The organism is Metaplanococcus flavidus, from assembly GCF_042675885.1.
GTDB classification, from domain to species: domain Bacteria; phylum Bacillota; class Bacilli; order Bacillales_A; family Planococcaceae; genus Planococcus; species Planococcus flavidus.
Genome location: NZ_JBHTKI010000022.1, coordinates 171,917 through 194,935 on the forward strand (window position 1 = coordinate 171,917; position 23,019 = coordinate 194,935).

Sequence of the window (23,019 nt, forward strand, 5' to 3'; positions counted from 1 at the left end):
AATTATATCCGCGTTCGCCAATTTTCTCGCTGCTTTAAATGGGGATGAGCGTTCGCAGCAAGCACCAGCTTCTCACCAGCCAAAAAAAGAGAAACTTTTATCAAGTTTCTCCCCTCCAATAAGCTTGCACTCAAAAAATACATCTGTTTTTCTCTCAGCTCACACACTTTCGCTTTTGATCTTCTGTTCATGCTTCAGCAACCATTCTTTCCTGCTCAACGTGCCGGCGTAACCCGTGAGTTTCCCCGTCGAACCGATGATTCGATGGCATGGAACGATGATGCTCAGTTTATTTTTGCTGTTGGCGTTGCCCACGGCCCTCACGGCTTTGTCGCTTCCGACTTTCACTGCGATGTCGCGGTAGGAAGCCGTTTCCGCATAGCCAATCGTTGTTAAGGCCGACCACACTTTTCCCTGGAATTCGGTTCCTGTGGAAATATAAGGAACTGTGAACTCCATCCGTTCCCCTCTGAAATATTCCGCCAGCTCCTGCAGGCAATCTTTCAGAACCTGGGGCGTATCCTGCTGCGGATGATGGACAATTTCGTCACGTTCTTTGAAAAAAATCGACAGGATTCCTTCTTCTGTACCCGTAATTTCCACAACGCCAATCGGCGATTGAAGATCGACTTGATGCACTTCATTCATAATAAACTCCTCCATAGATAGAAAGTGGCGTATGCTTCCCACCCTTTCCAGTTTTCAGCGTGATGTTCAATTTCCGCGATGGATGGCTTTTTCTCCAGATCCAATTGCTTCTTCAGCGCATTGTGCAAACCGACATCGGCGATCGGGAAAGCGGACGGGATGGCGAGACATTTCATCATCACGTAATTCGCCGACCATGGGCCGATGCCACGGAAAGCCACCAGCTCTTTTTCGATGGTCTCCGTATCCCTTCTATTCATGAAATTCTCTTTCAGCAGTGACCCTTTTGCCATTTCGCCAGCAACGCCGATGAGGTATTCCGCTTTTCTTCCGGAAAATTGCAGTTGGGTCAGATCGTTCATCTCCAGCGCAGCGATTGCCTCAAAGGAAGGAAATGTCCAGTAGACTTCTTCCTCATGGACGAGTGATGCCCCGAAATTTTCGACCAGCCGCTTCTTCAGCGAATAGGCAAATGTCAGATTGATCTGCTGGCCCATGATGGCCCAGGCAAGTGCTTCAAACAAATCTGGCATACCGAGAATCCTCAACCCCCAATACTCTTTGACGATCGGCTGCAGAATCGGATCCTGCGCAGCCATGTCGTAAAAAGGCGTGAGATCCTTTTTCAGATCAAACCACTCCCAAACATAATCGGCGGCTGCCCGTTGCCCCTCTTCCGAAGGCACTCCGTTCAGAAATTCAAGGTGCAACTGCCGGTTCGAATGCGTTATTTCAAATAAAACCAGTTCCTCTTGGTGATTGATCAGCTTTCTGATTCGCCCATTTTTTATTCGGTGAAGGTTTTCCTGAAGAGATCGATTGAGGAAAATCAGACATTCTTCGAAATTAAAATCAGCGGGTACAGAAATTCTCAAGTAATTGCCGTTTGTTTTCGAAATCATGCTGCAGCCCCTTTGTCATTTTTCTGTATTCGCTCGGCGAAAGGTTTTTGGAGCGCCGAAAAGCTTTATAGAAATGCGATGTGCTTTGAAATCCCGCCTCATAGCATATTTCAAGATTCGTGTTGTCAGTATGCTTCAGCAAATGTGCAGCTTTATCGACCCGAATCTTCTCCAAAAAAGAACGGGGAGTTTCCGATGTTTCCTCTTTGAACATCCGGTCCAAATGGGAAGGGCTCAACCCCACATGCCTGGCCATGTCCTCTAAATTCAACTTCCGCTGATAGTTTGCCGTCAAAAACGACACCACTCCTTGCACGACTTCTCCGTTAGGTGAGTGTTCAGTTTCCGGCCGGCATCTTTTGCATGCCCGGAACCCGTGGCTCTCGGCTTCCTGAATGGTGGTGTAAAATTCCACATTCACTTTTTTCGGTTTTCTGGACCGGCAAGAGGGCCTGCAATAGATCTTTGTCGTTTTGACTGCAGTGTAGAATAAGCCATCATAGTTCCGGTCACAGGCCATGATTTTTTTCCACATCTCTTCGAATGTAAAGCTTGTTTCCATCGCCATCCCTTTTCACTCTCCTCCGGTGATTGGCTCTCTTCCGAGTCATTTCTCTTAAGTCCATTGTATACATTTCCCGGGAAATATTCTGCTTTCATTGTACCAATCAAAGCCAGAAAATTCGTCCCCGATTTTGTGCTTATGGTCGATATTAAGTGAAGTTCCGTCCATTTATACCTATAAAACACAAAACAGAAGAAGCTTCATATAAAGTCTCTTCCATTCATGCCGTAGTCGAAGGAACTTCCGAAAGCCTGTTATATCCAAACGAAAAAAAGATAATGCCTTTCCGACAAAAAAACGGACAGGCATTATCTTTTTTAAGAAACCAGGTGTGAACTTTTTGACGCTTACATTTAAACGTCTGTAATACTTTTCAAAATAAATATCCTTCAACACGCGCATTCTTCTTCAGGTTGATACCTGACAGGGATGATAATTTGTTTCAAACAAATTTCACCGTGCCCCAATTCCACCGTCAATTCGATATTGGCTTCCGGTAATGAATTGGGAATCATCACTTGCAAGAAAAAGGATTAGCTTGGAAACTTCCAGCATTTCTCCATAGCGGCCAAGCGGGATGCGAGAAAAAATCCTGGACCTGACTTCTGAAGGGCTCTGGGATTCATCACTCTCTTCAACCTCTTGCATCATTTTAGAATTCAGAGGGCCCGGGTGTATAGAATTAACCCGGACTGAATCAGCGGAAACTTCTAAAGCCACACTTTTTGTTAAACCCACTACGGCATGTTTGGAAGCAGAGTACAAGGAACCTTCCCTGCTTCCAGCGAGGCCGGAGATGGAAGAAGTATTGATGATGCTGCCATTTTTTTGACTGGACATAACAGGCAATACATACTTCAAGCCTAAAAAAATGCCTCGAACATTAATATTCATGATTGTCTCAAAGTCTTCAAATGTCTGATCAGACAATGGCACTGTTTTCCCAAGGATTCCAGCATTGTTTAAAAAAACATCGATTTTCCCCCATTTTTCGAGAACTTGCTGAACGTATCCAGATACTTCATTTTCAGAACTTACATCTGCCGTTATGGCGATGACTTCACCAAATTCGAAAAGCTGCTCTGTACAGGAAGACAGACTTTTCTCATCCTTATCTACCAGAACCACTTTCGCCCCTTCCTTTAAAAAAAGTTCGGCTGCAGTTCTTCCTAAACTGCCGGCACCACCAGTAATCACAGCTACTTTTCCATCCAGCTTTTTCATCTTATCACTTCACCTCTTCCAATCCGTCACTGCTTTCTTCAAATGTATTCCAGTATCCAGTCTGCATACAAATTTCCTCATACTCAGTTTTTAAAATTCCAACCATAATATTGTCGTAATATCGATTATTCCGGAACGCAAACTCACGTTTTCTTCCTTCTTCTTTCCAATTGCACTTTTTCAGATAAAGATTATACGAAGGAATATTATGTTCAATTATTTCCCCTTCAAGGCGATTCAGCTGCAATTCTTCAAAAGCATATTTCATAGTGGCCATAACTGCATCACGTCCATATCCATGTCCGCGCATATTCTTTTTGCCGATCAAAATACCGTGTGAAGCAGAGCGATATTTATAATCGATGCAAGAAATATCAGTAACCCCAATAAAACCATCTTCTTCAGTCTCAATGGCAAACCGTAAATTCCGATCATCATAACTAAGTCGGTCATACCATTTATTCTGCTCTTCAGAAGAAATTGGCACAGTCCATCCCACCAAAAGATTTCCAATTTCCGGATCATTGTGATAGCTTCTCAACTCTTCCATATCTGATCGCTCCAAAGCCCGCAACAATACCTTTTTACCTTTAATATTCATATCTCCCCTTCTTTCGCTGATTATTTTTATGACTTAGCAATAGAACATATTTTCCCAAAAAGGTTCGAAGTATTTTCTTATCCTCCTTCCTGAATAATGGTTTTTGTCAGACATTGAATTATAAGCATATTTTATCACTAAGAATCCTAAATTGACAGATAATTCTAAATAAATGGTTAAATTAAATATTAACTTGCTTTTTTTTGCAAGCACTTTGAACTAAGCTGGATTGTGAAAGATCTACTATGCAATTGTTGAAAGGACAAAACGGGATATTACTGAAGCAAAAGCTACGCTATTGCCGTTGCTCTTAATCCATAAAAACAAGGTCACCAAAACCATTTGTCCGATGACCAGAGAAAAACCGCCTATCAGCAATCCGATTGTTTCCTGTTCCATTGGCATTGTTTATCACTTCCGTCTATTCACTTCTCAAAATCTTTATTTATCCACACATAATGCACAAACTTCATCTTTTCATCATTCATCTTAAGTTCCTCATCACTTATCCCCATGTGGATAAACCCATTTTTTTCAAGGACTTTTTGTGACACCTTGTTAACAGTCGTCGTTTTGGCATGAATCTGCTTCATATCGGTTTCTGTGGATAACAGCATTTCCAATGCGCGGTTCCCAATCCCTTTTCCGCCATACGCCTCCCCTATTCTAAAGCCGATTTCTGCAGTGCCCGCTTCAGCATCGATATCTACCAAGTTTATTCTCCCTGCAATCTGTCCATCAGGATCTTTAACGAGATAAAAACTCCCGAGGCCGCTCTCCTGTTCAGCCAGCAATTCCCGGTGCCTCTTCAGAAATGTGTGCCACGTATAAAAACTGTCCCCTCTGCCGGGCACCATTCTTTCAAAAAACTCACGATTTTCAATTTCAAATTGGAATAAATCCGGCGCATCCTTTTCCTGCAGCAATCTGATTGAAATCTCCATTCTTACACTCCCACCTTCCTAATCACTGGAATCTATAATTTCTTTTATTTTCTCTATACATTCATTCTGCACAAACATATCCGAATAGTCCCTTCAATATTTTACCAAATTGTTGTACAATTATGAATATAAGGAAAAGGATAAAAAACGAATGAAGGCGGAATAAAAATTGAGTCAGACTTCAAAAAATATTTTCAGCAACAACCTCGACAAGTACGAAGATCCGGCATATTACGACTTGGAATATCAGCATTATTTAACCGACGTCCCTTTCCTGTCAGAATGAGCCCAAAAAACAAAACGGCACGGTGGTCGATCTTGGATGCGGCACAGGGAGGGCGACGATCCCTTTGGCATAGCAGGGACATTCTGTAATCGGCGTGGACATTCATGAAGGCATGTTGAATCAGGCACGGGAAAAAACGGCGAACACCAGCCTGCCGATTGAATGGCTTTTGCAGGATTGCACCCAGCTGTCGCTCGGTGTGACAACGCCGTTCATGTATATGACAGGAAATTCGTTCCAGCATTTTCTGACCAACGAATCGCAGAATCAATTATTGCACTCTGTTTATAAACACTTGGAGACGAACGGGGTTTTCATTTTCAATACAAGATTTCCTGTACTGAAGGAACTTGCTGAAGTGGATGAATCCGAGCGGACGTATACGGATAAACGCAACAGAAAAATCCGGGAGAAAAATGTTGAAACCTATCATCCGCTTACCCAGATTTTGCATTGCACGTCCCATCGCGAGATACTCGACGGCACAAAAAAGGGGACCATTGAACAGGACAGCATTTCACTGCGCTACGTCTTCCCCCTCGAAATGGAAAGATTGCTTACCCAAAATGGTTTTACGATTCTGGAGACATACAGTTCGTGGGAGAAAGATCCCTTGTCCGCTTCCAGCAGCGAAATGATTTATGTATGTGAAAAGAGATAAAAGCCGAACTGGTTTTTACAAAATAAAAATATGGGGTGTTAGTCATTGGGGAAATGATAAACAATAACCAAGAAATCCTTATCATTATTTATTGCTCTTTTATGTTATGGATTAATATTGGCTACTTAAGAGGATACAAAGAGATTAAAGAAGGACTTGAGGACATTTCTTCTGAGGATGAGTTGGATATAAATCCGAATCACAGTTCCATTATGTTTCTAGGTTTGCTGTTCAATTTCATCCGCAGGTGGCTCATTTATTTACTGGCAATATCTATGACAGAGAATATTGTAGTGATTTTGATTTCGGTTATATTATTTGTGACAAGTTTGTATGACACTTTATTTAATTATAGTCTTGCAAGCATGAAAAAATCGAAGCTTGGGCTGTATCTTGCGATTGTAGATGTGGTATTTATAGCCAGTTTTATTGCTTACCTGTTTTTTTCTCTATAAATTCATTTATCGGTCACTTTAGTCGAATCAGCGTTGAGAATGAAAATTATACATAAGAAGCGGTTTTATGCAGTCCACAAAAATAATGTTAGTCCAGGTGGCGGGGATTGGCGATTGAATTTTTTTAACCATTGAATCTCTTGAAGGAAATCAAAGGGCGGCCACAGCAACAGGAACCCTGTAATATCACACCGTTAATTTGTTAACGCCCGCTGAGTTGAACGGACATCTTCCTGAAAAACGTTTGATCGGCCCGTACATCCGCATACACTAGCTCACATTATTCTCGTCACCAACAAAAACTGTGAATCATGCTCCTGCGGAATCTGATTCACAGTTTTTGTTTTAAATTCTCCTCTAATTTTTTCCTCAGTAACAGAACTTCGGCAAATCACCAGCATTGCATATAAATACGCGGCAATGCCTCTCTTACAATACCAATGAACACCATTAATATAATTCAATATACCTATTCAACATTACTAAATTAGACTATATAATTTATATTAATATAACTAATATGTAAGCAATTATATCTACTCATGTATTATACATTCGTTCCATTTGATTTACTTTCGATATATGTATAACAATTTTACGTTAAAAACATTCTTAATTCGCATTTTTTGAGCTTATTCCATCAAAAAAAGAGAGGGGTTTTTTTCAGAAGAAATTCGCCAACCATGCATATCCGCCACCGCATATAGGTCTTTCTTCTATTTAATTTCACTCTCTCCATTCCTGATTGTGAGCAAAATGTTTTCATTTATAGGAGGGAATTCGAATGTATCTATTTAAAAAGAAATTTTCTTTGTCCGCTGCAGACGAATTTGAAATAAAAGAGTTTGTCAGTAAAACTATTGAAAAGATGTTAATAACGAAAGAAGAAACGATCAATATTCATAAGGACTCCGACACAGTTCTCAGCTGTTCACTGGAAGGCAATTACATCGTAGTGGACATTTATCAACTCTCGAAATATGCACTGCATATCCATAATCAGAAAAGAAATCATAATATCCCTTTTTACACCGCTGCCCGCTCTCTCAATAATTACGAAGAAACAATTGTATACTTCGATGACCATAAGGCTAAAGGCCTTGGGGTAAAAAACCTTCAAGCCTTTTACTATATCTGTGAACTTTTAGATGCTTTGGATATCGAGGTTGTTTCTGCACAGTCATTTAAATGTGTTTGGTAAAAGCTGAAGGAATTGAATATCAGGAAAGCATTTAAAATTTCCTGGATTATAGGGAGGGCTCCATATGAAAACATTGGGACGACAAACACAAGAGCTGATCGAAAAACTACCAGATTTCGTTGTTGTCCTGAATGCCGCTGGAATTATTATGTATTCAAACCAAAGCTGGGTTGATTATTGCTGTGACCATCAGCTTTCAAATTCTTTGTGGAAAACAGGATCAGACTGTCTGGAAAATTTGGTGGATGACAGAAACAGAGAGCGTTTAAAGTGGTCAAAAAATCCTGACACTGGCGCTGTAGAAGATTCCTTTCAGCCATCTTCCGTTGTGTTTAAGAATTTCTCCATCAGATCCCGGCAGTTCCCTCTGGAAGAAGGGGCAGCAGGAATCATTTTGTACATACACCCCCTGGAACTCTTACCATTTCAGTCCCTGACAACCGCATCGATTCTTGAAAACATGACGGACGCCTTCTACCTGTTGGACAGAAAAATGAATTTCCAGTATGTAAATTCAAACACTGAATCCTTATTGAATGTAACAAAAGAAGAATTACTCGGAGCTAATATCTGGACGCTATTTCCACAGTGGACAGGCACCAGGTCATACGCAAATTATAACCGCGCTATGCAGGAACGGGTTCAAATCGAGTATAGAGATTATCACGGGCCATCGGACTCATGGTTTGCAGTGAGATTGGTGCCAGTCGGAGAGGACGGGCTCGCCGTCTATTATCAAAGGACCTCTAACGATGTCGTAATTCAACAAGCGCTTACTGAATATGCTTCCACAGATTATTTAACCACTTGGACAAATCGGAGAAAATTTGAAGAGAATTTAGAAATGCTTCTGAAACAGGATACTCCTTTATCACTTCTGTACATTAACCTCGATAATTTCAAACATATCAATAACTTATATAATCACAAAACAGGCGATGAAGTTCTCAAAGTCCTGGCAAAAAACCTGGAAAAGATTCTGAAGCCCTATGAACTGGCCGGCCGTCTTGACGGAGATGAACTTGTGCTCCTTCACTTGCGCAAGGATGGGGAAGAACTTGACGATTTCCCCCAAAAAGTGAAGGAAGTTTTTGCCCAAGCCATCATTTTGGAAAATTCTCAGGTTATTACTGTAAATGCCAGTATAGGAGTTTCGCTTTATCCGCAGGATTCATCCAACGCCAATGAACTGATTACATTTGCGGAGACCGCAATGCGAAATGCCAAAATACAAAAAGGAACTTCCAATTCGTTTTTCCATTCTGACATGGGAACTGATTTGGCACGTCGGCTATTGATTGAAAGGGACCTGTCAGGAAATCTCAAAGCAAAAGGTTTCCATTTTGTACTTCAACCTCAAATCAATTGCTCAACCGGTGAAACGGATGGTGTTGAGGTGCTTGCCAGATGGCATCATCCCAAACTGGGTCCACTTTCGCCCTTAGAATTCATCGGCATTGCCGAAGAGACTGGAACAATATCCCATTTAACGAAACATCTTCTGAACGAGGTATTTTCATTTTTAAAATACAATCACAAGTTATATCACGGCGTGCCCAGGACGGCCATCAATATAACCCCGTCACTGCTCACAAGCAGACTGTTCTTTGAAGATTTATTCAGACTTATGGACAAATATCAGATCTCATCTGATTGGATTGAAATTGAGATTACCGAAAGTGAAGAACTTACTGTTTCAGAAGTCACACTGGAAAACTTGCTTGCCTGCAGGGCAAGAGGAATTTCCATTGCACTCGACGATTTTGGAACCGGATTTTCAATGCTGGCCTATTTAATGGATTTTCCGATTGATAAGATCAAATTGGATAAATCTTTTATTTCCAAAATTGGATTCAACCTTAAATCGGAGGCTGTTGTTAAATCTCTCATCCAATTTGTTAAAAATATCGGCTGCAAGCTGGTGGCAGAAGGAGTGGAATCGCAAGCTGAGGCTGCGTTTCTCGAAATGAATGGCTGCCTGATCCATCAGGGATATCTATATGATCGTCCTTTACTTCCTGAGACATTCGTCAAATACTATTTATCCGGCGATGAATATGAGAATTCAAAGTCCGGCTGATACACCCTTTTACTTTTTTAAAATGACCGGAAACCACATATCTACCATTAATTTACTTAATTTTCAAAAAATAATTGAAAATAAACTTCCCGATACTCTTTCAAGGCCTGCAACTATATATCTGAAAAAAATAAAAAGAAAATGATTGACTTCTATCTCAAACAGCAATAAAGTAATCATTACAAATTAAATACGTACATCACTTTCTTATCCAGAGAAACCGAGGGACAGGCCCTTTGACGTTTCGGCAGCGGATTCGCTTTATGCGAAAACTGTGCTAATTCCTGCAAATGCGAGTTTTGCATTTGGAAGATGAGAACGAGATGGTTTCATTCCGAAGCCCTCTTTTTTTCTGTTGGACAAGAAAAAAAGAGGGCTTTTTTCGTTCATTTTTGGAAAGTTAGATCTGTACGCAATAGATTTGTATAGGTATTACAGCTAGAGGAGGCGTACAAATGATTGAATTCAAGAAGGTTACCAAAACTTATCAGTCGGGCAAGGAGGACGTTCACGCATTGAACGGCATTGACCTGACTGTCGAAACCGGAGAGATTTACGGAGTGATTGGCTTCAGCGGAGCCGGTAAAAGCTCGCTGATACGCACCGTGAATCTTCTGGAGCGCCCAAGCAGCGGGCATGTGCTGATAAATGGCAAGGACATTTCGAAGCTATCGGCCAGCGAGATCCGGAAAACAAGGAAAGACATCGGCATGATTTTCCAGCATTTTAATTTGCTGAACTCCAAAACGGTTTTCCATAATATCGCGATGCCGCTGATTCTGGCAAATACACCGAAAAGACAAATAAAGGAACAAGTAAAGGAGCTGCTCGATTTCGTCGGTCTTGCCGATCAGGCAGAGAAGTATCCGGATCAGCTGTCAGGTGGACAGAAACAACGGATCGGCATTGCACGTGCTTTGGCCACCAACCCCTCCGTCCTGCTGTGCGACGAAGCGACATCCGCACTTGATCCGCAGACCACGCAATCGATTCTCGAATTGCTGCGCCGAGTCAACCGCGAATACAACATCACGATCCTGCTGATTACCCATGAGATGGGTGTCATCCGGGAAATCTGTGACAAAGTGGCCGTGCTGGAAGCCGGAAAAGTAATTGAACAGGGAACGGTGTTCGACATATTTACGAACCCGCAGCAGCCGACCACGCAACGGTTCGTCCGCTCGGTCATGAACGATGAACTGCCGGAATCGCTGTTGAAGAAAATCCGGGATCCGAATCAGAACCATACCATCTACCGGATTCAATTTATCGGCGCTTCTGTCGGCCAGCCCCTTATGTCCAGAATTTCCCGGGAATACAATTTGGACCTGAACGTATTATTCGGCAATATTACAGAACTTCAAGGGGAACCCTATGGCAATCTGATTGTGGAATTCAACGGACCTGCCAGGGAAATCCAAAAAGCGTTGGCGGACATTCGCTTAAACGAAGTTCAAGCCGAGGAGGTGCGGAATTATGCTAGTTAGTAACGAACAGATCCTGGAAGCTCTTTGGGAAACACTTTATATGACGGGCGTATCCTTTCTTTTCTCTTTACTCGTCGGTTCTGTACTGGGACTCTTATTGGTAGTTACACGGAAAGGCCATCTGCTGGAAAACGAACCGGTATCGAAAGTGCTGAACGCCTTCATCAATATTTTCCGGTCCGTGCCATTTATCATCCTGATGGTTGCCATCATCCCGGTCACCCGATTAATCGTTGGAACATCCATCGGCACATCAGCGGCTATTGTTCCACTCGTATTTTACGCCGGACCCTATATCGCCCGCCTGATTGAAAACTCCCTGCTTGAAGTTGATGAGGGTGTCATTGAAGCAGCAAAGGCAATGGGTGCATCGCCATTACAGATTATTTTCCGGTTCCTGATACCGGAAGCATTAAGCTCACTCGTTCTCGCTTTGACGATTGCGATTGTCGGCCTGATCGGCGCATCCGCCATGGCAGGAGCAATCGGAGGCGGAGGCCTCGGAGATCTCGCCATCACGTATGGCTATCAACGCTTCGACACACTCGTCATGTTTATTACCGTAGCAATTTTGGTCGTCCTAGTACAAGGCGTCCAGTCCGGCGGCAATCTCTTATCAAGGCAAGTGCGTCGACGTTAACACCAATCTATCCTTATTAGTTGAACTAAAAAAGCAGTATTTATATACCAAATCGGCGTTGAGAGAAATCTCTAAAGATATGGAGCAAAACAGCGAAGACTCCCAGGGGCCAAGCGAAGTGCTGAGATCCACTCGGGCGTAGCACCGAGTTAGCTCAGCGCGAGCCAAGAGTTGGCCGTAGCTTGCAAGGCCGGCTCTTTGCGACGAAGCAGCGCAGCGATGCAGGAGCACGGGTTTTGGCAAGCGAAGCTGTTTTGCGGAATATCGACTATTTATAAGTTATTTATTTCAACTTTCACAAAACAACATTGGAGGAATCATAAATGAAAAAAATCACTTCACTATTATTATTGGCCCTATTGGCTTTGGCACTCGCAGCATGTGGAAACGATACAGAAGGTGCCGATGACGGCAACCGCACGATAACACTCGGCATCAGTGGTTCGGATACGACAATTTGGGATTACATCGGAGAAAAAGCCGAAAAAGAAGGTATTGAACTCGAAATCATTACTTTTTCTGATTATGTGGCACCGAATATTGCTCTGGCAGAAGGTGAACTGGATTTGAACGCATTCCAGACAATTTCTTATTTCGATGAATTTGTCGAAGAACACAATCTCGATATCGTGCCGATCGGCTCCACAGTAATTGCACCCATGGGCCTTTATTCCGATAAATACGAATCAATCGATGATCTTCCAGACGGCGCACAAATTGCCGTGCCGAACGAAGCGACCAACATGGGCCGCGCACTGCTGCTGCTTCAGGAAGCCGGTTTGATTACACTGTCTGACGATGCCGGATTGACGGGCACCGCTGACCATATTATCGACAACCCGAAAAATCTTGAAATCGTTCCAATGATTTCTGCCCAAACGCCGCGTGCCATGGCAGACCTTGCTGCATCCATCGTCAATAACGGCATCGCAATTGACGCTGGCCTGAACCCGACTGAAGATCCAATCGCCCGTGAAAACGATACGGCTACGCCTTATATCAACCTGATTGCTGCAAGCGCAGAAAATGCCGACGATGAAGATTTCCTGAAAATTGTTGAATTGTACCAACAGGAAGATACGGCTGAATTCATCGTCGACTATTCAGAAGGCGCACAAATTCCGACTTTCGTAACTGTAGAAGAGCTCGTCGACTACCAATAAAACCTGAGGAGGAATTCATATGATAACGATTAAAGAAGCAAATCACACAATTTCACAGTCCATCGATTCAAAACGCGAAGAGTATATTAATACAAGCCAGGTGATCCATGCCAAACCGGAAATCGGAAACGAAGAAGTTTTCGCCAGCGCCTCCCTCGTTGAATTGCTCGAAAGCGCAGGATTTACTGTCGAAACAGGGGTTGCTGGCCACGATACCGCTTTTTATGCCAGCAAAGACAGCTCTTTGCCGGGACCGACCATTGCCTATCTTGCAGAATATGACGCCCTTCCTGGCCTCGGCCACGCATGCGGCCACAATATTATCGGTACGACAAGCGTCGCTGCAGCGATTGCGCTGTCGGAAACCTTCTCAACCACCGGCGGACGTGTCGTTGTACTTGGCACACCTGCTGAAGAAGGCGGCCCGAACGGCAGCACCAAAGGAAGTTTCGTCAAACACGGTTTGCTCGAAGGCATCGACGCCGCATTGATGATCCACCCGTCCGGCAGATCCGCTGTCACCGGTCCTTCCCTTGCAGTGGATCCGCTTGAATTCCACTTCTACGGAAAGCCTGCCCATGCGGCAGGGTCACCGGAAGAAGGCATCAACGCGCTTGATGCCGTGCTCCAGCTCTTCAACAGCATCAATGCATTGCGCCAGCAATTGCCTTCTGATGCCCGCGTACATGGCATCATCACGCATGGCGGCGACGCACCAAACATTATTCCGGAATACGCATCAGCGCGTTTTTACATCCGCGGTGATTCCTGGAAAAAGGCGTCAGACACGGCCACCAAAATTCGGGCCATTGCAGAAGGCGCCGCACTGGCAACCGGCACTACCGTTAAAATTGTGCGTTTCCAAAATGAGGTGAAAAACCTCGTCGTCACTCCGCTGCTGGATTCAATCGTGCGCGAGGAACTGACCGCTGTCGGCGAAGAAGTCGCTGAATCCCGCAATACCGGTCTTGGTTCAACAGACGCCGGCAACATCAGCCACGAGGTTCCGACCGCCCACCCGTATATCAAGATCGGGCCGGATGATTTGATCGGCCATACAGCCGAGTTCCGGGAAGCCTCGAAATCCGAACAAGGTGACGAAGCGCTGATCCGCGGAGCGAAAGCACTGGCGAACACCGGCTACCGCCTTCTGACTGAAAGCTCGCTTCTGGAAGAAATTAAACAGGCGCATGCCCAGTCGTTGGCAGCAAACTCGTAAAATCAGCACAACGATACAGTATTGAAAAATCATTTATCAAATGGCTTTCAATACTGTTTTTTATTCACTCCAGATGGATTTAAAACCTGACAAGCAGCAAAAAGCCACTTCAGTTAAAACTGAAGTGGCTCGTCCATTTTATAGGTTTATTGCGATTGAATAATTTGGTCATTCACAAATGCTTTTATAAAGAACAATTCGTTATCACTCGGTTCTCTTTTGTTTTCCACCCGGAATTTTTCTTCCGCCTTTGCCAGTGAAGCAGATATAACAGCCTGGCTTGCTGATTTAAGTTCTTTCCAGTAAAGATCCATTTCCGCTGAATCGCAGATGGATTCATGGCCAAGCAACGACATTTCAGCATCATACTTTTGGATGTCTTCAATCATAGGAACCAACAACGATTGCTGGATATGGAATAATGAATTTGTGGTTTTGCCGTATCCGCTATCCCCTAAAAACAGCACTTTTTCATCAGGAACATAAACGATGGTCGCATCATCCGTGTGTGTGCTTGTGATTTCTTCGATAATGCACTTTTTATTTCCCAGATCGATGGTCAAGGTATTTCCAAAGATTATATCGGGAGAATCCAGCTTGAAACTGTCCCTGTCCGGCATTTCTTCCTTCAGGATCTCCATGCATTTAGCGTCCATCCGATTGGTGCTCACATACTTTTCGAGCGAACTATCATCATACGTAAAGGTTTGCCATTCCTGCAGGAGTTCATTTGTTCGGCGATTGACGATAATTGTTGCACCAAATTCATTCATACCCATGAAATGGTCCCAATGCGCATGGGTAATGACTGCATATTTGACTGGCGGTAAATCCAGCTTCCCGATTTCTGCTAAAAAGTCCTTGGCGTGCTGGGGTGAATTGCCTGCATCTATTATTAAACTATATTTATCACCGCACACCAGCCCCAAAGCCGGTCGTTCTTTGTCATCCTGATTGGATAAATAATAAACACTGTCACTTACTTTATTTAACATATTTTCTCTCTCCTCTATTTTAAGTAAATACTCTGAAAGAGAAAATCTGTATGTTTATTTTATGGAGTACTAAAATATTTCAAGATTTTCTCAGGTTAATTTTTCACCATTGGACTTGTCCTCCTTTGTTTATATGGAAAAGTATACCATATAACAATTTTCGTTAACTGATTTTATAAATATTTCTGAATTCCTTATGGCTTCGCCCATATCATGTAGACATTGCCAGCCAAATAGCGTTCTTCCCGCACAAGCTGAAGCTTGGAACTTTTAACAATTCCACTGATATCACGATTTGCGTGGCATCCCGCAATTTTGACTGCCAGTGGATCCAAGGACTTTTGCAGCCACATCAACGGTTTGTTGGAACTGATGCCATGTTCCAGCAACAGGATTTTGCCATCCGGCTTGCACCACTTTTGAAAACTGTTCAATACCTTGAGCGGATTTTGATAACCGCATAAGGTTCCGGAAGAAACGATGGTGTCAAAAGAGTTCTCCGGAAAGTCAATGGCCTCAACATCCGCTTGAATGAAAGTGGCCGTGAAAGGATATCCTTTTGCGGCTTCCTGTGCCCTTTTCAACATTTCCGAACTGAAATCCACGCCTGTCAATTCGACGTCTTTATCGTAGAAAGGAAAATTCAGCCCCACACCAATGCCCACTTCCAACACTTTGCCCTCGATATCCCGGAAAATTTTCTGGCGATACTTGAAAGTCTTATCCTTTTCCCGGTGTTTATTGTACCTATCCGCTTGTTTATCAAACTTTTTCGGCAAGGATTTTGACATCGTACTCTGCTCCTTCCTTCATTCAAGTTTAATTCGGCTTAACTAATGAAATTTCCTTTCCCGAACTGAAATATCTGCTAAAAATCATCCAATAATAAAAACGCTCCCTTCAAAGGAGCGCTCAGGCTGCAGGCAAACTCAGATGATTGAGCTTGTCTGCAGTTTTATTTTAATAAAACGAAATTCCATTTCTACGACTTCGCTTGCTCTTTATGGTTTTAGCCGAATTCAAACAGGCTTCTATATATGTTGAACTAATAAATCCATAGTAGCCGATATTCCGCAAAACAGCTTGCTTGCGGGCCCACAGGATGTGGGTCATGCAGTCGGCGCGACAGGACGTCGCGGTGCCGACTGCCGGGGGCTCGCTCAAAACCCTTTGCTCCTGCATCGCTTCGCTGCTTCGTCGCAAAGAGTTGCCCTCGCAGGCTTCGTTCAACTCTGCGCTGTTTTGCTCCATATCTAAGATACTCTCTCAATCAAAGTTACTTCACTAGCGAAGGTGCGCTCCAGGACTGGGCGAAGCAATAAGACGAGTGGTCTTCTCGGCTTATTGCGGGAGCCTTGTCCAAAGCACCGAAGCGGCATATTTATCGGATTCTTTAATTCAACATATATAATATTTATATTTTTCGTTACCTAAATAGCTGAGTAAAACAATAGATTTTCCAGGTCCGTGATTTCCTGAATAGAGAGTTTAATGTCGGCTTCTAATGAGCCGGTATGCTGCTGGCCATCGACCGTTGTGAGAAATAGCTTACTTTTCGTAAGAGAATTTATTTTAAGAGAAAGCAATTCACGTATTTCCACGCGTTCAAAAAAAGTCAGAATATGTGACATAAAATGCCTCCTAGTTACATTTGAAATTGTTCGTACTTGTTAGTATACCCTTTTTTAACAATTTTATGCTACCATTCGTAATCTGGTGGGAAAAGGGCCAGTACATCAGGAAAATCAGCGTTGATCTTGTTCCACGATATAGTCACTCCCCGTGATAAAGTGCTCTCTTCTTTGTTCTATACTTCTTAAAAAACACACCGTTTTCATATTAAGCGTCTTTTTGCTCCAAAATTTTCTCCAGTCTGGTATATTCTTTTTCATTTCCTGTAACTCTTGCAAGGTGATAAAGATTTTCCAATAGTATATTGCGGTCGATATCATAAATAATCTCCTGAGAAACATTTTTAACTGTATTTTCAGCGAAACTCCAGATATCCCTGTGGCGAATTGGCCATGTCCCTTGCGCCAGCATTCTCAAAGAAGCAATAATTTCTATAATGATTGGAAGATCATCCTTGGCATAATGTCTGATCATCCCAAATCCTCTGTAAAGGGAGTCAGCAAACCGCTGTGGCTGGGTAATTACCCGGACTTGCCCGTTTGAATCCACAAGATATGGAGCGAATGTGATGTGGCGGTCAATGGTTTGCATTAAATTGGCCAATTGATAAATGGCATTGATGGCAGACCGGGGATCCCCGTTATCCGATGCTTTTATTGCCACTTCTGCCAGTTTACTCATTGCCGAGTCGTTGTCCTGAATCTCCAATTCTTTGTTGCCAAATAAAATGAATTCCTTGTAATCTTCTTCATCAACTTCGGCTGCTCCTTCGCCCCAATAGGAAAACAAAGGGTTGTTGATCAGCATAAAGTTTCCGACTTTCTCACGAAGTTCAATGATGATATCATCTTCCTGCGCTTTGCTGACCATTCCTTGAAAATCTACAAGCTGAAGATATCCAGCGACATCTGTATCGACTTGCTTCGCACTCCTCCGAAAATTTTCTTTTAAATCTCCTGCTTCCTTTTGTTTCAGATTTTCCATATCTGTTATTAATGTATTTTTAACAATTTTTTCAGATGTGGTTTTCATGTTAAATGTCACGTTATGCACTTGCATCCAGTAGATTGCATGGTTGATAAAAAAGAGGAAAATAACTGCAGTTATAAACGCCAATAAAACCGTAGTAATCGGCACAAGAACAAAATCATTGCGCTGAAAATTATTGATAAATAAAAATGTCAGCAGCACATAGATGAAACTGCCATTAAAAATGCCTACATAATGCTGAGTCTGTCGATCAGCTATAAAATTCTGCAGCATACGAGGGGAAAACTGGCCGCTGAATGTGGTCAGCAAAATCAATAAAATGTTCAGTGTAAATGCACTCAACAGCAAGACACTGCTGATCAGCGTACTCACAAGTGATTCTGTGGACTGAAAATCAAAAACATAAAAATCAGACTGCGCCGGGACATCAAAATACATATCGACAAAAATTGTTGACGCTGCTAAAATTACAGCTGCTCCTATATACATAAGCGGTACGTTCCAAAGCGACATGCTTATTTCATGTTTCCGTTGCCGCTCTGACATTAGAAAATACTTTTTTATTTCCCTCGGCAGAAATTTCATCCTCATATGCATGACTCTCCTTTCTCATTTGAGACGGATTGAAATAAGATTTCCATTAATTCGGACAGAGTGATTACTGGAAGACGCATCTTGATACATTAAAAACCGCTTTCACTTTAAAAATGATCTACTCCACAGAGCAAAAGTCTCTCTGAAATAATTTTCAGTTTTATGATTCTTTACCCACCGAATTGAAAATCAGTCTCTTTTGTCTATAAAATATTTAATTTCACCGATTCTGAATACTAAAATAGAAAAGGAAAACTTTCAGTTAGTACCGTCCTCCTTATTTATTTAACTTGCCAATTTCCCTCTTGTACGAAATGACGGATAGGACATGTGTCCTTTTTGCGCCTGTTCTTCCCCTGTAAATTGAGAGTATAGAAAGGTGCGTGGATTTTTATGAAAGGGATTTCATTTGCCTTGGCCGGCGGCTTTTTCCTGACATTCCAGAGTGTCGCAAATGCCACAATCAGCGAAGGGATCGGCTCGTGGCAGGCTGCCGCAATGACCCAGCTGACCGGCTTTGTGCTGGCGATTCTTATTGTGCTGATCCTCAGAGACCGGTCTTACCGCCAACTGACAGAAGTGTCTCCTCTATACGCATCCGGCGGCATGCTGGCAGCTATTGTGCTTTTCACTAATATGACCGCAGTCCATATAATGGGCGTCACGCTGACCATTGCTATTTTCCTGATTGCGCAGCTGGTCCTGGCAATTGCCATTGATGGCAGAGGCTGGTTTGATATGTCCCAAAAGAGAATCGGCCGGACCCAAATTGTCGGCGTCCTGATGATGATTGTTGGCGTCATTGTTTTGAAATTGTAAGGAGGAATAAAAATGGACCAGCGCATCGCGGAGTATCTTCAAAAGTATGGACTTTCAGATTTGTTCCCGGACCGAGTACGGGAAGAGATGTACATCGCGCACTACGCAAGTGGTGAACGCTTGTTTTCACAAGATGATGAGGCACATAAGATGTATTTTCTTGTCGAAGGAAAATTGAAGATATCCATGTTGTCTCCGGAAGGAAAACGCCTTATTCTGGCATTCAAGTCTCCGTTCGACATTATTGGCGATGTTGAGTATGTGCGGGATTGCCATTTCATCAATACAGTGGAGGCCGTGACAGACATCGTGGTGATCGGGGTTCCATACAGCGGGCTGCGCCAAAATATGGCTGACCATGCACCGTGGCTGCAGTTTTTGCTCCACACCATCACAGAAAAATTCGAAACCAAGACGCGTGCGATGAACTTTAACCTTCTTTATACAGTCGATGTCCGTGTAGCAAGTTACCTGCTTTCAATGACACCCACCCAACAGATGCTCGAGTCCACTTCACTAATTGATATGGCGGATTTGATAGGCACCAGCTACCGGCATTTGAACCGCGTCCTGCAGCAATTCGAAGGAGCGGGATGGATTGTGAAGAAGCGCGGTAAAATCACCTTGCTTGACCGTGCCGCCCTTTTGGAGCAAGCTGGGCAAAATATTTACGAATAGGAGGAAAACCAATGGCTTTCGGCATTTTTTTGGCAATTATCGGCGGCGCGTTTGTCTCCATTCAAAACACCTTTAACGCAAACGTAAAAAAACGGGTCAGCGTCTGGACCACCACTGCGCTTGTCCTGCTGCTCGGTTTTGCCGCTTCGCTTGCGGCTGGCCTTATTTTCGAAGGAACTGGGCTGTTCAGCTTCCAGGCGGAATCCTGGTTCTGGTTCAGCGGCATCGTAGGTGTAGGCGTCGTCGCTTGTGTCACACAAGGCGTTCAGATTCTCGGACCAAGCCGGGCCATCTCCCTCGTCATGGTCTCCCAGATTTTCTTTGGCCTGATGTGGGATACGCTTGGCTGGTTCGGGCTGGAGCAGGTTCCTTTTACCTGGCAGTCGTTAGTTGGCGTGCTGCTGATCAGCGGTGGTGTGCTGCTGTTCCAATTGGGGCCTAAATTGGAGCAGAAATCTTATGTAAAACTAAACCCCGACACAATCAAAGCGAACGATTGACAAGAAATCCAGAAACCCGGCAAATCTGTGTAAACAGGAGATGTTGGGTTTCTTTTTATTTGATAAAGCCCTTTAGCATTCTTCCATATAAAACTGACCCTTAAATAAAATCAAATCTGACTCTTTTCATGTGGTCAACTTCATTTACACTGAAGGTATTAAACCTTTAGGAGGAACTCAATATGAATCAACAGGGCACAGAACGGGTAAAAAGAGGAATGGCTGAAATGCAAAAAGGCGGCGTGATTATGGACGTGGTCAATGCAGAACAGGCTCGCATTGCCGAAGCGGCAGGAGCTACTGCGGTTATGGCATTAGAACGCGTCCCTTCAGATATCCGCAAAGATGGCGGCGTCGCGCGTATGGCTGATCCCCGCATAACCGAAGAAGTTATGAAGGCCGTTTCCATTCCCGTTATGGCAAAAGCACGCATCGGGCATATCGTGGAAGCACGCGTACTCGAAGCGATGGGCGTCGATTATATCGATGAAAGCGAAGTTTTGACACCCGCTGATGAAGAATTTCATCTATTGAAAAACACCTATACCGTGCCATTTGTTTGCGGTTGCCGGAATTTGGGTGAAGCAGCCCGCCGGATCGGCGAAGGAGCTTCGATGCTCCGCACTAAAGGCGAGCCGGGCACCGGGAATATCGTGGAAGCGGTGCGCCATTTGCGCCAGGTCAACGCGGAAGTGCTGCGAGTGGTTCATATGAGTGAAGATGAATTGATGACAGAAGCACGCAATTTGGGCGCTTCTTATGAATTCCTGCGTGAAGTGAAATCACTGGGCCGTCTACCGGTCGTCAATTTCGCCGCAGGTGGCATCGCAACGCCATCGGATGCCGCTTTGATGATGGAACTGGGAGCTGACGGCGTGTTTGTCGGATCCGGCATCTTCAAATCCGACAACCCGGAAAAATTTGCGCGCGCCATTGTCGAAGCGACAACCCATTACCAGGATTACAAATTGATCGCGGAATTGTCCAAGAATCTTGGCATTGCCATGCATGGCATCGAAATTTCTACAATTGCTGCCGGCGAACGCATGCAGGAGCGAGGCTGGTAACGATGAAAAAAATAGGAGTCCTTGCGCTGCAAGGAGCTGTACGCGAACATTCCCGTTCCATTAAAGCGAGTGGGGCTGAAGCGGTTTCTGTAAAAAGACCTGCGGATTTATCAGGTTTGGACGCGCTCATTCTGCCCGGAGGCGAAAGCACAACGATGCGGCGCCTGATTGATCGATACGGTTTCATGGAACCGCTGCGCGACTTCGCGGCTTCCGGTAAGCCAATGTTTGGCACTTGTGCCGGGCTGATTCTGCTTGCTAAGGAAGTCGTCGGATACGATGAACCGCATCTCGGCGTCATGGATGTTAAAGTGGAACGCAATTCATTTGGCCGCCAAATCGACAGCTTTGAAGCAGACTTGACTTTAAATGGTTTGGACACTCCATTCAATGCCGTCTTTATCCGCGCACCTCATATTGTCAGCGTCGGACCAAATACTGAAATCTTGTGTGAATACGATGGCAGAATTGTTATGGCGCGCTCCGGGCAATTTCTTGGCTGCTCTTTTCATCCCGAGCTGACCGACGACCACCGGATCACCGAGTACTTCATCAGCATGGTCACCGCAGAAACTATGAGCGTTAGCATCTGATATCAAAGCTCATTCTTGAAATCAAGTATAAAAGCAGAAGCCACCTCAGTTTCAATTGAAGTGGCTTCTGTGTTTTATAGAATTATTCCGGTCGGAGACTCTGGTCATTCACCAACGCTTTGATGAAGAATAGTTCGTTGCCGTTCAGAACCCGATAGTGCCCATTTCGAAATTTTTTTCGGCATCTTCCTGTTTCTTTTTATTGCAAAGTCAACGAACTCCGGTCTTCTGTTCTATAATCCAGATCCTTCCTACGCTGCCTTTCCCTCAACGCTTTCTTTCGAACCCAAGCTGTAACCGGCAAATGCCAGACCGGATGCAATCGGCGCGCATAATGTGCCAACCCATGAAAGCTGGAGGAGGCTGTCAGCGACGACATATCCACTACGTGTGGCTCCGAGCGCAATGCCGTCGGGAAATGGACCGTCGCCAAGTTTATCAAAGACAATTGGATGGTCACTTTCATGGCATAGATCATCACGGCCATCAACATGAGAGATACAATCCCGGCATGCGTCGATTCCATAGTGAAATACAAAGACCCTAAAATAACTGCCTGAACAATAAAGACAAACCGAATTGCTCGACGGCAACGGCTTTTATGCTGACCTCTACAATAGCCAATTCGCGAAGTCGGCGGTTAGTGGAAGGGGGCGTTCAGAAATAGAAAAAACTCCCGACTCCCCTCTTATTAATCACTGAAAATCAATAAACCAATGGATTGGAAAAAAATCAAGATGGGTATAAAATAATAAGCAACAGACACAAAAATATAGTTTGGGAGGAACAAACCGTGGGCTTATTCCTTATGGGTATCCTGCTCTGGTCGCTGGTCATCGCCTCGGTCATCTTGCTCTTCTACGGATTATGGAAACGTTCGTGGAAAGCGCTCGCGTGGAGTGGCGCTGCACTTCTTTTGCCTATGGGCCTCATCGCTTTCGATGGCAGCGGGAGCATGTGGTTCACGTTGAGCATCGTGCCGCCACTGGTGATTTTTGCCGCTGCGTATTACATGAAACACAAATCAATTCAGCATCAGCATTGAGACCGAAGGGCCGGAGATTTCCGGCCTTTT

27 protein-coding genes and 1 riboswitch are annotated in these 23,019 nt (G+C 43.9%); of the genes, 14 read left to right on the forward strand and 13 right to left on the reverse strand.

What is annotated here, in order from left to right:
* Positions 1-159 precede the first annotated feature (159 nt).
* The 7 genes from ACFQ1X_RS14320 to ACFQ1X_RS14350 all read right to left on the reverse strand — a co-directional run bounded on the left by ACFQ1X_RS14320 (position 160) and on the right by ACFQ1X_RS14350 (position 4,884).
* Positions 160-648, reverse strand: coding sequence for a methylated-DNA--[protein]-cysteine S-methyltransferase (locus ACFQ1X_RS14320; RefSeq protein ID WP_379083113.1), 489 nt, complete (start codon positions 646-648; stop codon positions 160-162).
* A complete protein-coding gene (locus tag ACFQ1X_RS14325) occupies positions 645-1,550 on the reverse strand; it encodes a DNA-3-methyladenine glycosylase family protein (protein ID WP_144838530.1) in 906 nt (301 codons plus the stop codon). Before ACFQ1X_RS14325 ends, ACFQ1X_RS14320 begins: the two co-directional genes overlap by 4 nt.
* A complete protein-coding gene (locus ACFQ1X_RS14330; protein WP_379083116.1) occupies positions 1,501-2,118 on the reverse strand; it encodes a bifunctional transcriptional activator/DNA repair enzyme AdaA in 618 nt (205 codons plus the stop codon). Before ACFQ1X_RS14330 ends, ACFQ1X_RS14325 begins: the two co-directional genes overlap by 50 nt.
* Positions 2,119-2,568: 450 nt before the next feature.
* Complete coding sequence (locus tag ACFQ1X_RS14335; protein WP_144838532.1) at positions 2,569-3,339, reverse strand: SDR family NAD(P)-dependent oxidoreductase; 771 nt, start codon at positions 3,337-3,339, stop codon at positions 2,569-2,571.
* 4 nt (positions 3,340-3,343) lie between these two features.
* Positions 3,344-3,940, reverse strand: coding sequence for a GNAT family N-acetyltransferase (locus ACFQ1X_RS14340; protein WP_144838534.1), 597 nt, complete (start codon positions 3,938-3,940; stop codon positions 3,344-3,346).
* 243 nt (positions 3,941-4,183) lie between these two features.
* Positions 4,184-4,345, reverse strand: coding sequence for a hypothetical protein (locus tag ACFQ1X_RS14345; RefSeq protein ID WP_379083121.1), 162 nt, complete (start codon positions 4,343-4,345; stop codon positions 4,184-4,186).
* 20 nt (positions 4,346-4,365) lie between these two features.
* Complete coding sequence (locus ACFQ1X_RS14350; protein ID WP_144838536.1) at positions 4,366-4,884, reverse strand: GNAT family N-acetyltransferase; 519 nt, start codon at positions 4,882-4,884, stop codon at positions 4,366-4,368.
* A gap of 398 nt (positions 4,885-5,282) precedes the next feature.
* Between ACFQ1X_RS14350 and ACFQ1X_RS14355 the strand changes: the two genes are divergently transcribed.
* The 8 genes from ACFQ1X_RS14355 (at position 5,283) to ACFQ1X_RS14390 (ending at position 14,076) form a co-directional block, all read left to right on the forward strand.
* Entirely contained in the window at positions 5,283-5,831 is a 549-nt protein-coding gene (locus tag ACFQ1X_RS14355; protein ID WP_379083124.1) for a class I SAM-dependent methyltransferase, read from the forward strand.
* 53 nt (positions 5,832-5,884) lie between these two features.
* A complete protein-coding gene (locus ACFQ1X_RS14360) occupies positions 5,885-6,286 on the forward strand; it encodes a hypothetical protein (protein ID WP_379083128.1) in 402 nt (133 codons plus the stop codon).
* Positions 6,287-7,070: 784 nt separating this feature from the next.
* Complete coding sequence (locus ACFQ1X_RS14365; RefSeq protein ID WP_144838538.1) at positions 7,071-7,487, forward strand: hypothetical protein; 417 nt, start codon at positions 7,071-7,073, stop codon at positions 7,485-7,487.
* A gap of 64 nt (positions 7,488-7,551) precedes the next feature.
* Positions 7,552-9,567 (forward strand): putative bifunctional diguanylate cyclase/phosphodiesterase, encoded by a 2,016-nt coding sequence (locus ACFQ1X_RS14370; protein ID WP_144838540.1) that lies wholly within the window; start codon positions 7,552-7,554, stop codon positions 9,565-9,567.
* A 204-nt stretch (positions 9,568-9,771) separates the two neighbouring features.
* Positions 9,772-9,886: riboswitch (SAM riboswitch) on the forward strand.
* Between the two features lie 136 nt (positions 9,887-10,022).
* Entirely contained in the window at positions 10,023-11,054 is a 1,032-nt protein-coding gene (locus ACFQ1X_RS14375; RefSeq protein ID WP_144838542.1) for a methionine ABC transporter ATP-binding protein, read from the forward strand.
* Positions 11,044-11,694, forward strand: coding sequence for a methionine ABC transporter permease (locus tag ACFQ1X_RS14380; protein WP_144838544.1), 651 nt, complete (start codon positions 11,044-11,046; stop codon positions 11,692-11,694). Before ACFQ1X_RS14375 ends, ACFQ1X_RS14380 begins: the two co-directional genes overlap by 11 nt.
* Before the next feature lie 323 nt (positions 11,695-12,017).
* Positions 12,018-12,857, forward strand: a complete 840-nt coding sequence (locus ACFQ1X_RS14385) for a MetQ/NlpA family ABC transporter substrate-binding protein (RefSeq protein ID WP_144838546.1) — start codon at positions 12,018-12,020, stop codon at positions 12,855-12,857.
* 19 nt (positions 12,858-12,876) lie between these two features.
* Positions 12,877-14,076 (forward strand): M20 family metallopeptidase, encoded by a 1,200-nt coding sequence (locus tag ACFQ1X_RS14390; RefSeq protein WP_144838548.1) that lies wholly within the window; start codon positions 12,877-12,879, stop codon positions 14,074-14,076.
* Between the two features lie 146 nt (positions 14,077-14,222).
* Here ACFQ1X_RS14390 and ACFQ1X_RS14395 read toward each other — a convergent pair whose 3' ends face one another.
* From ACFQ1X_RS14395 to ACFQ1X_RS14415, 5 genes are all read right to left on the reverse strand, one after another.
* Positions 14,223-15,071, reverse strand: coding sequence for an MBL fold metallo-hydrolase (locus tag ACFQ1X_RS14395; RefSeq protein WP_144838550.1), 849 nt, complete (start codon positions 15,069-15,071; stop codon positions 14,223-14,225).
* Positions 15,072-15,265: 194 nt separating this feature from the next.
* Entirely contained in the window at positions 15,266-15,862 is a 597-nt protein-coding gene (locus ACFQ1X_RS14400) for a class I SAM-dependent methyltransferase (protein WP_144838552.1), read from the reverse strand.
* Between the two features lie 169 nt (positions 15,863-16,031).
* On the reverse strand, positions 16,032-16,322 hold the full coding sequence (locus ACFQ1X_RS14405; protein ID WP_144838554.1) for a hypothetical protein: 291 nt from the start codon (positions 16,320-16,322) through the stop codon (positions 16,032-16,034).
* 179 nt (positions 16,323-16,501) lie between these two features.
* A complete protein-coding gene (locus ACFQ1X_RS14410; protein WP_144838555.1) occupies positions 16,502-16,702 on the reverse strand; it encodes a hypothetical protein in 201 nt (66 codons plus the stop codon).
* 208 nt (positions 16,703-16,910) lie between these two features.
* Positions 16,911-18,284, reverse strand: coding sequence for a DUF2254 domain-containing protein (locus ACFQ1X_RS14415; RefSeq protein ID WP_379083136.1), 1,374 nt, complete (start codon positions 18,282-18,284; stop codon positions 16,911-16,913).
* Between the two features lie 396 nt (positions 18,285-18,680).
* On the opposite strand from ACFQ1X_RS14415, the gene ACFQ1X_RS14420 reads away from it, so the two are divergent.
* The 5 genes from ACFQ1X_RS14420 (at position 18,681) to pdxT (ending at position 21,944) form a co-directional block, all read left to right on the forward strand.
* A complete protein-coding gene (locus tag ACFQ1X_RS14420; RefSeq protein WP_144838559.1) occupies positions 18,681-19,106 on the forward strand; it encodes a DMT family transporter in 426 nt (141 codons plus the stop codon).
* A gap of 12 nt (positions 19,107-19,118) precedes the next feature.
* Positions 19,119-19,784, forward strand: a complete 666-nt coding sequence (locus ACFQ1X_RS14425; protein ID WP_144838561.1) for a Crp/Fnr family transcriptional regulator — start codon at positions 19,119-19,121, stop codon at positions 19,782-19,784.
* An 11-nt stretch (positions 19,785-19,795) separates the two neighbouring features.
* Positions 19,796-20,284 carry a DMT family transporter gene (locus tag ACFQ1X_RS14430; RefSeq protein WP_144838563.1) on the forward strand — a complete coding sequence of 163 codons (489 nt, stop codon included), beginning with the start codon at positions 19,796-19,798 and terminating at the stop codon, positions 20,282-20,284.
* Positions 20,285-20,466: 182 nt separating this feature from the next.
* The gene (gene pdxS / locus ACFQ1X_RS14435) at positions 20,467-21,351 is read left to right on the forward strand and encodes a pyridoxal 5'-phosphate synthase lyase subunit PdxS (RefSeq protein ID WP_144838565.1); all 885 of its coding nucleotides are present in this window, start codon (positions 20,467-20,469) and stop codon (positions 21,349-21,351) included.
* 2 nt (positions 21,352-21,353) lie between these two features.
* Entirely contained in the window at positions 21,354-21,944 is a 591-nt protein-coding gene (gene pdxT / locus ACFQ1X_RS14440) for a pyridoxal 5'-phosphate synthase glutaminase subunit PdxT (RefSeq protein WP_144838567.1), read from the forward strand.
* A 199-nt stretch (positions 21,945-22,143) separates the two neighbouring features.
* Here pdxT and ACFQ1X_RS14445 read toward each other — a convergent pair whose 3' ends face one another.
* Positions 22,144-22,437 carry a hypothetical protein gene (locus tag ACFQ1X_RS14445; RefSeq protein ID WP_144838569.1) on the reverse strand — a complete coding sequence of 98 codons (294 nt, stop codon included), beginning with the start codon at positions 22,435-22,437 and terminating at the stop codon, positions 22,144-22,146.
* 300 nt (positions 22,438-22,737) lie between these two features.
* On the opposite strand from ACFQ1X_RS14445, the gene ACFQ1X_RS14450 reads away from it, so the two are divergent.
* Positions 22,738-22,989: a hypothetical protein gene (locus ACFQ1X_RS14450; RefSeq protein WP_144838571.1), complete on the forward strand. Its 252-nt coding sequence runs from the start codon at positions 22,738-22,740 to the stop codon at positions 22,987-22,989.
* The last annotated feature ends 30 nt before the right edge of the window (positions 22,990-23,019 follow it).

What these genes read in the sequence shown, in the direction of transcription:
- ACFQ1X_RS14320 (WP_379083113.1), bottom strand. Translation starts at nt 648, where the DNA reads ATGAATGAAGTGCATCAAGTCGATCTTCAATCGCCGATTGGCGTTGTG.
- ACFQ1X_RS14325 (WP_144838530.1), bottom strand. Translation starts at nt 1,550, where the DNA reads ATGATTTCGAAAACAAACGGCAATTACTTGAGAATTTCTGTACCCGCT.
- ACFQ1X_RS14330 (WP_379083116.1), bottom strand. Translation starts at nt 2,118, where the DNA reads ATGGCGATGGAAACAAGCTTTACATTCGAAGAGATGTGGAAAAAAATC.
- ACFQ1X_RS14335 (WP_144838532.1), bottom strand. Translation starts at nt 3,339, where the DNA reads ATGAAAAAGCTGGATGGAAAAGTAGCTGTGATTACTGGTGGTGCCGGC.
- ACFQ1X_RS14340 (WP_144838534.1), bottom strand. Translation starts at nt 3,940, where the DNA reads ATGAATATTAAAGGTAAAAAGGTATTGTTGCGGGCTTTGGAGCGATCA.
- ACFQ1X_RS14345 (WP_379083121.1), bottom strand. Translation starts at nt 4,345, where the DNA reads ATGCCAATGGAACAGGAAACAATCGGATTGCTGATAGGCGGTTTTTCT.
- ACFQ1X_RS14350 (WP_144838536.1), bottom strand. Translation starts at nt 4,884, where the DNA reads ATGGAGATTTCAATCAGATTGCTGCAGGAAAAGGATGCGCCGGATTTA.
- ACFQ1X_RS14355 (WP_379083124.1), top strand. Translation starts at nt 5,283, where the DNA reads ATGTTGAATCAGGCACGGGAAAAAACGGCGAACACCAGCCTGCCGATT.
- ACFQ1X_RS14360 (WP_379083128.1), top strand. Translation starts at nt 5,885, where the DNA reads ATGATAAACAATAACCAAGAAATCCTTATCATTATTTATTGCTCTTTT.
- ACFQ1X_RS14365 (WP_144838538.1), top strand. Translation starts at nt 7,071, where the DNA reads ATGTATCTATTTAAAAAGAAATTTTCTTTGTCCGCTGCAGACGAATTT.
- ACFQ1X_RS14370 (WP_144838540.1), top strand. Translation starts at nt 7,552, where the DNA reads ATGAAAACATTGGGACGACAAACACAAGAGCTGATCGAAAAACTACCA.
- ACFQ1X_RS14375 (WP_144838542.1), top strand. Translation starts at nt 10,023, where the DNA reads ATGATTGAATTCAAGAAGGTTACCAAAACTTATCAGTCGGGCAAGGAG.
- ACFQ1X_RS14380 (WP_144838544.1), top strand. Translation starts at nt 11,044, where the DNA reads ATGCTAGTTAGTAACGAACAGATCCTGGAAGCTCTTTGGGAAACACTT.
- ACFQ1X_RS14385 (WP_144838546.1), top strand. Translation starts at nt 12,018, where the DNA reads ATGAAAAAAATCACTTCACTATTATTATTGGCCCTATTGGCTTTGGCA.
- ACFQ1X_RS14390 (WP_144838548.1), top strand. Translation starts at nt 12,877, where the DNA reads ATGATAACGATTAAAGAAGCAAATCACACAATTTCACAGTCCATCGAT.
- ACFQ1X_RS14395 (WP_144838550.1), bottom strand. Translation starts at nt 15,071, where the DNA reads ATGTTAAATAAAGTAAGTGACAGTGTTTATTATTTATCCAATCAGGAT.
- ACFQ1X_RS14400 (WP_144838552.1), bottom strand. Translation starts at nt 15,862, where the DNA reads ATGTCAAAATCCTTGCCGAAAAAGTTTGATAAACAAGCGGATAGGTAC.
- ACFQ1X_RS14405 (WP_144838554.1), bottom strand. Translation starts at nt 16,322, where the DNA reads ATGGAGCAAAACAGCGCAGAGTTGAACGAAGCCTGCGAGGGCAACTCT.
- ACFQ1X_RS14410 (WP_144838555.1), bottom strand. Translation starts at nt 16,702, where the DNA reads ATGTCACATATTCTGACTTTTTTTGAACGCGTGGAAATACGTGAATTG.
- ACFQ1X_RS14415 (WP_379083136.1), bottom strand. Translation starts at nt 18,284, where the DNA reads ATGAGGATGAAATTTCTGCCGAGGGAAATAAAAAAGTATTTTCTAATG.
- ACFQ1X_RS14420 (WP_144838559.1), top strand. Translation starts at nt 18,681, where the DNA reads ATGAAAGGGATTTCATTTGCCTTGGCCGGCGGCTTTTTCCTGACATTC.
- ACFQ1X_RS14425 (WP_144838561.1), top strand. Translation starts at nt 19,119, where the DNA reads ATGGACCAGCGCATCGCGGAGTATCTTCAAAAGTATGGACTTTCAGAT.
- ACFQ1X_RS14430 (WP_144838563.1), top strand. Translation starts at nt 19,796, where the DNA reads ATGGCTTTCGGCATTTTTTTGGCAATTATCGGCGGCGCGTTTGTCTCC.
- pdxS (WP_144838565.1), top strand. Translation starts at nt 20,467, where the DNA reads ATGAATCAACAGGGCACAGAACGGGTAAAAAGAGGAATGGCTGAAATG.
- pdxT (WP_144838567.1), top strand. Translation starts at nt 21,354, where the DNA reads ATGAAAAAAATAGGAGTCCTTGCGCTGCAAGGAGCTGTACGCGAACAT.
- ACFQ1X_RS14445 (WP_144838569.1), bottom strand. Translation starts at nt 22,437, where the DNA reads ATGTTGATGGCCGTGATGATCTATGCCATGAAAGTGACCATCCAATTG.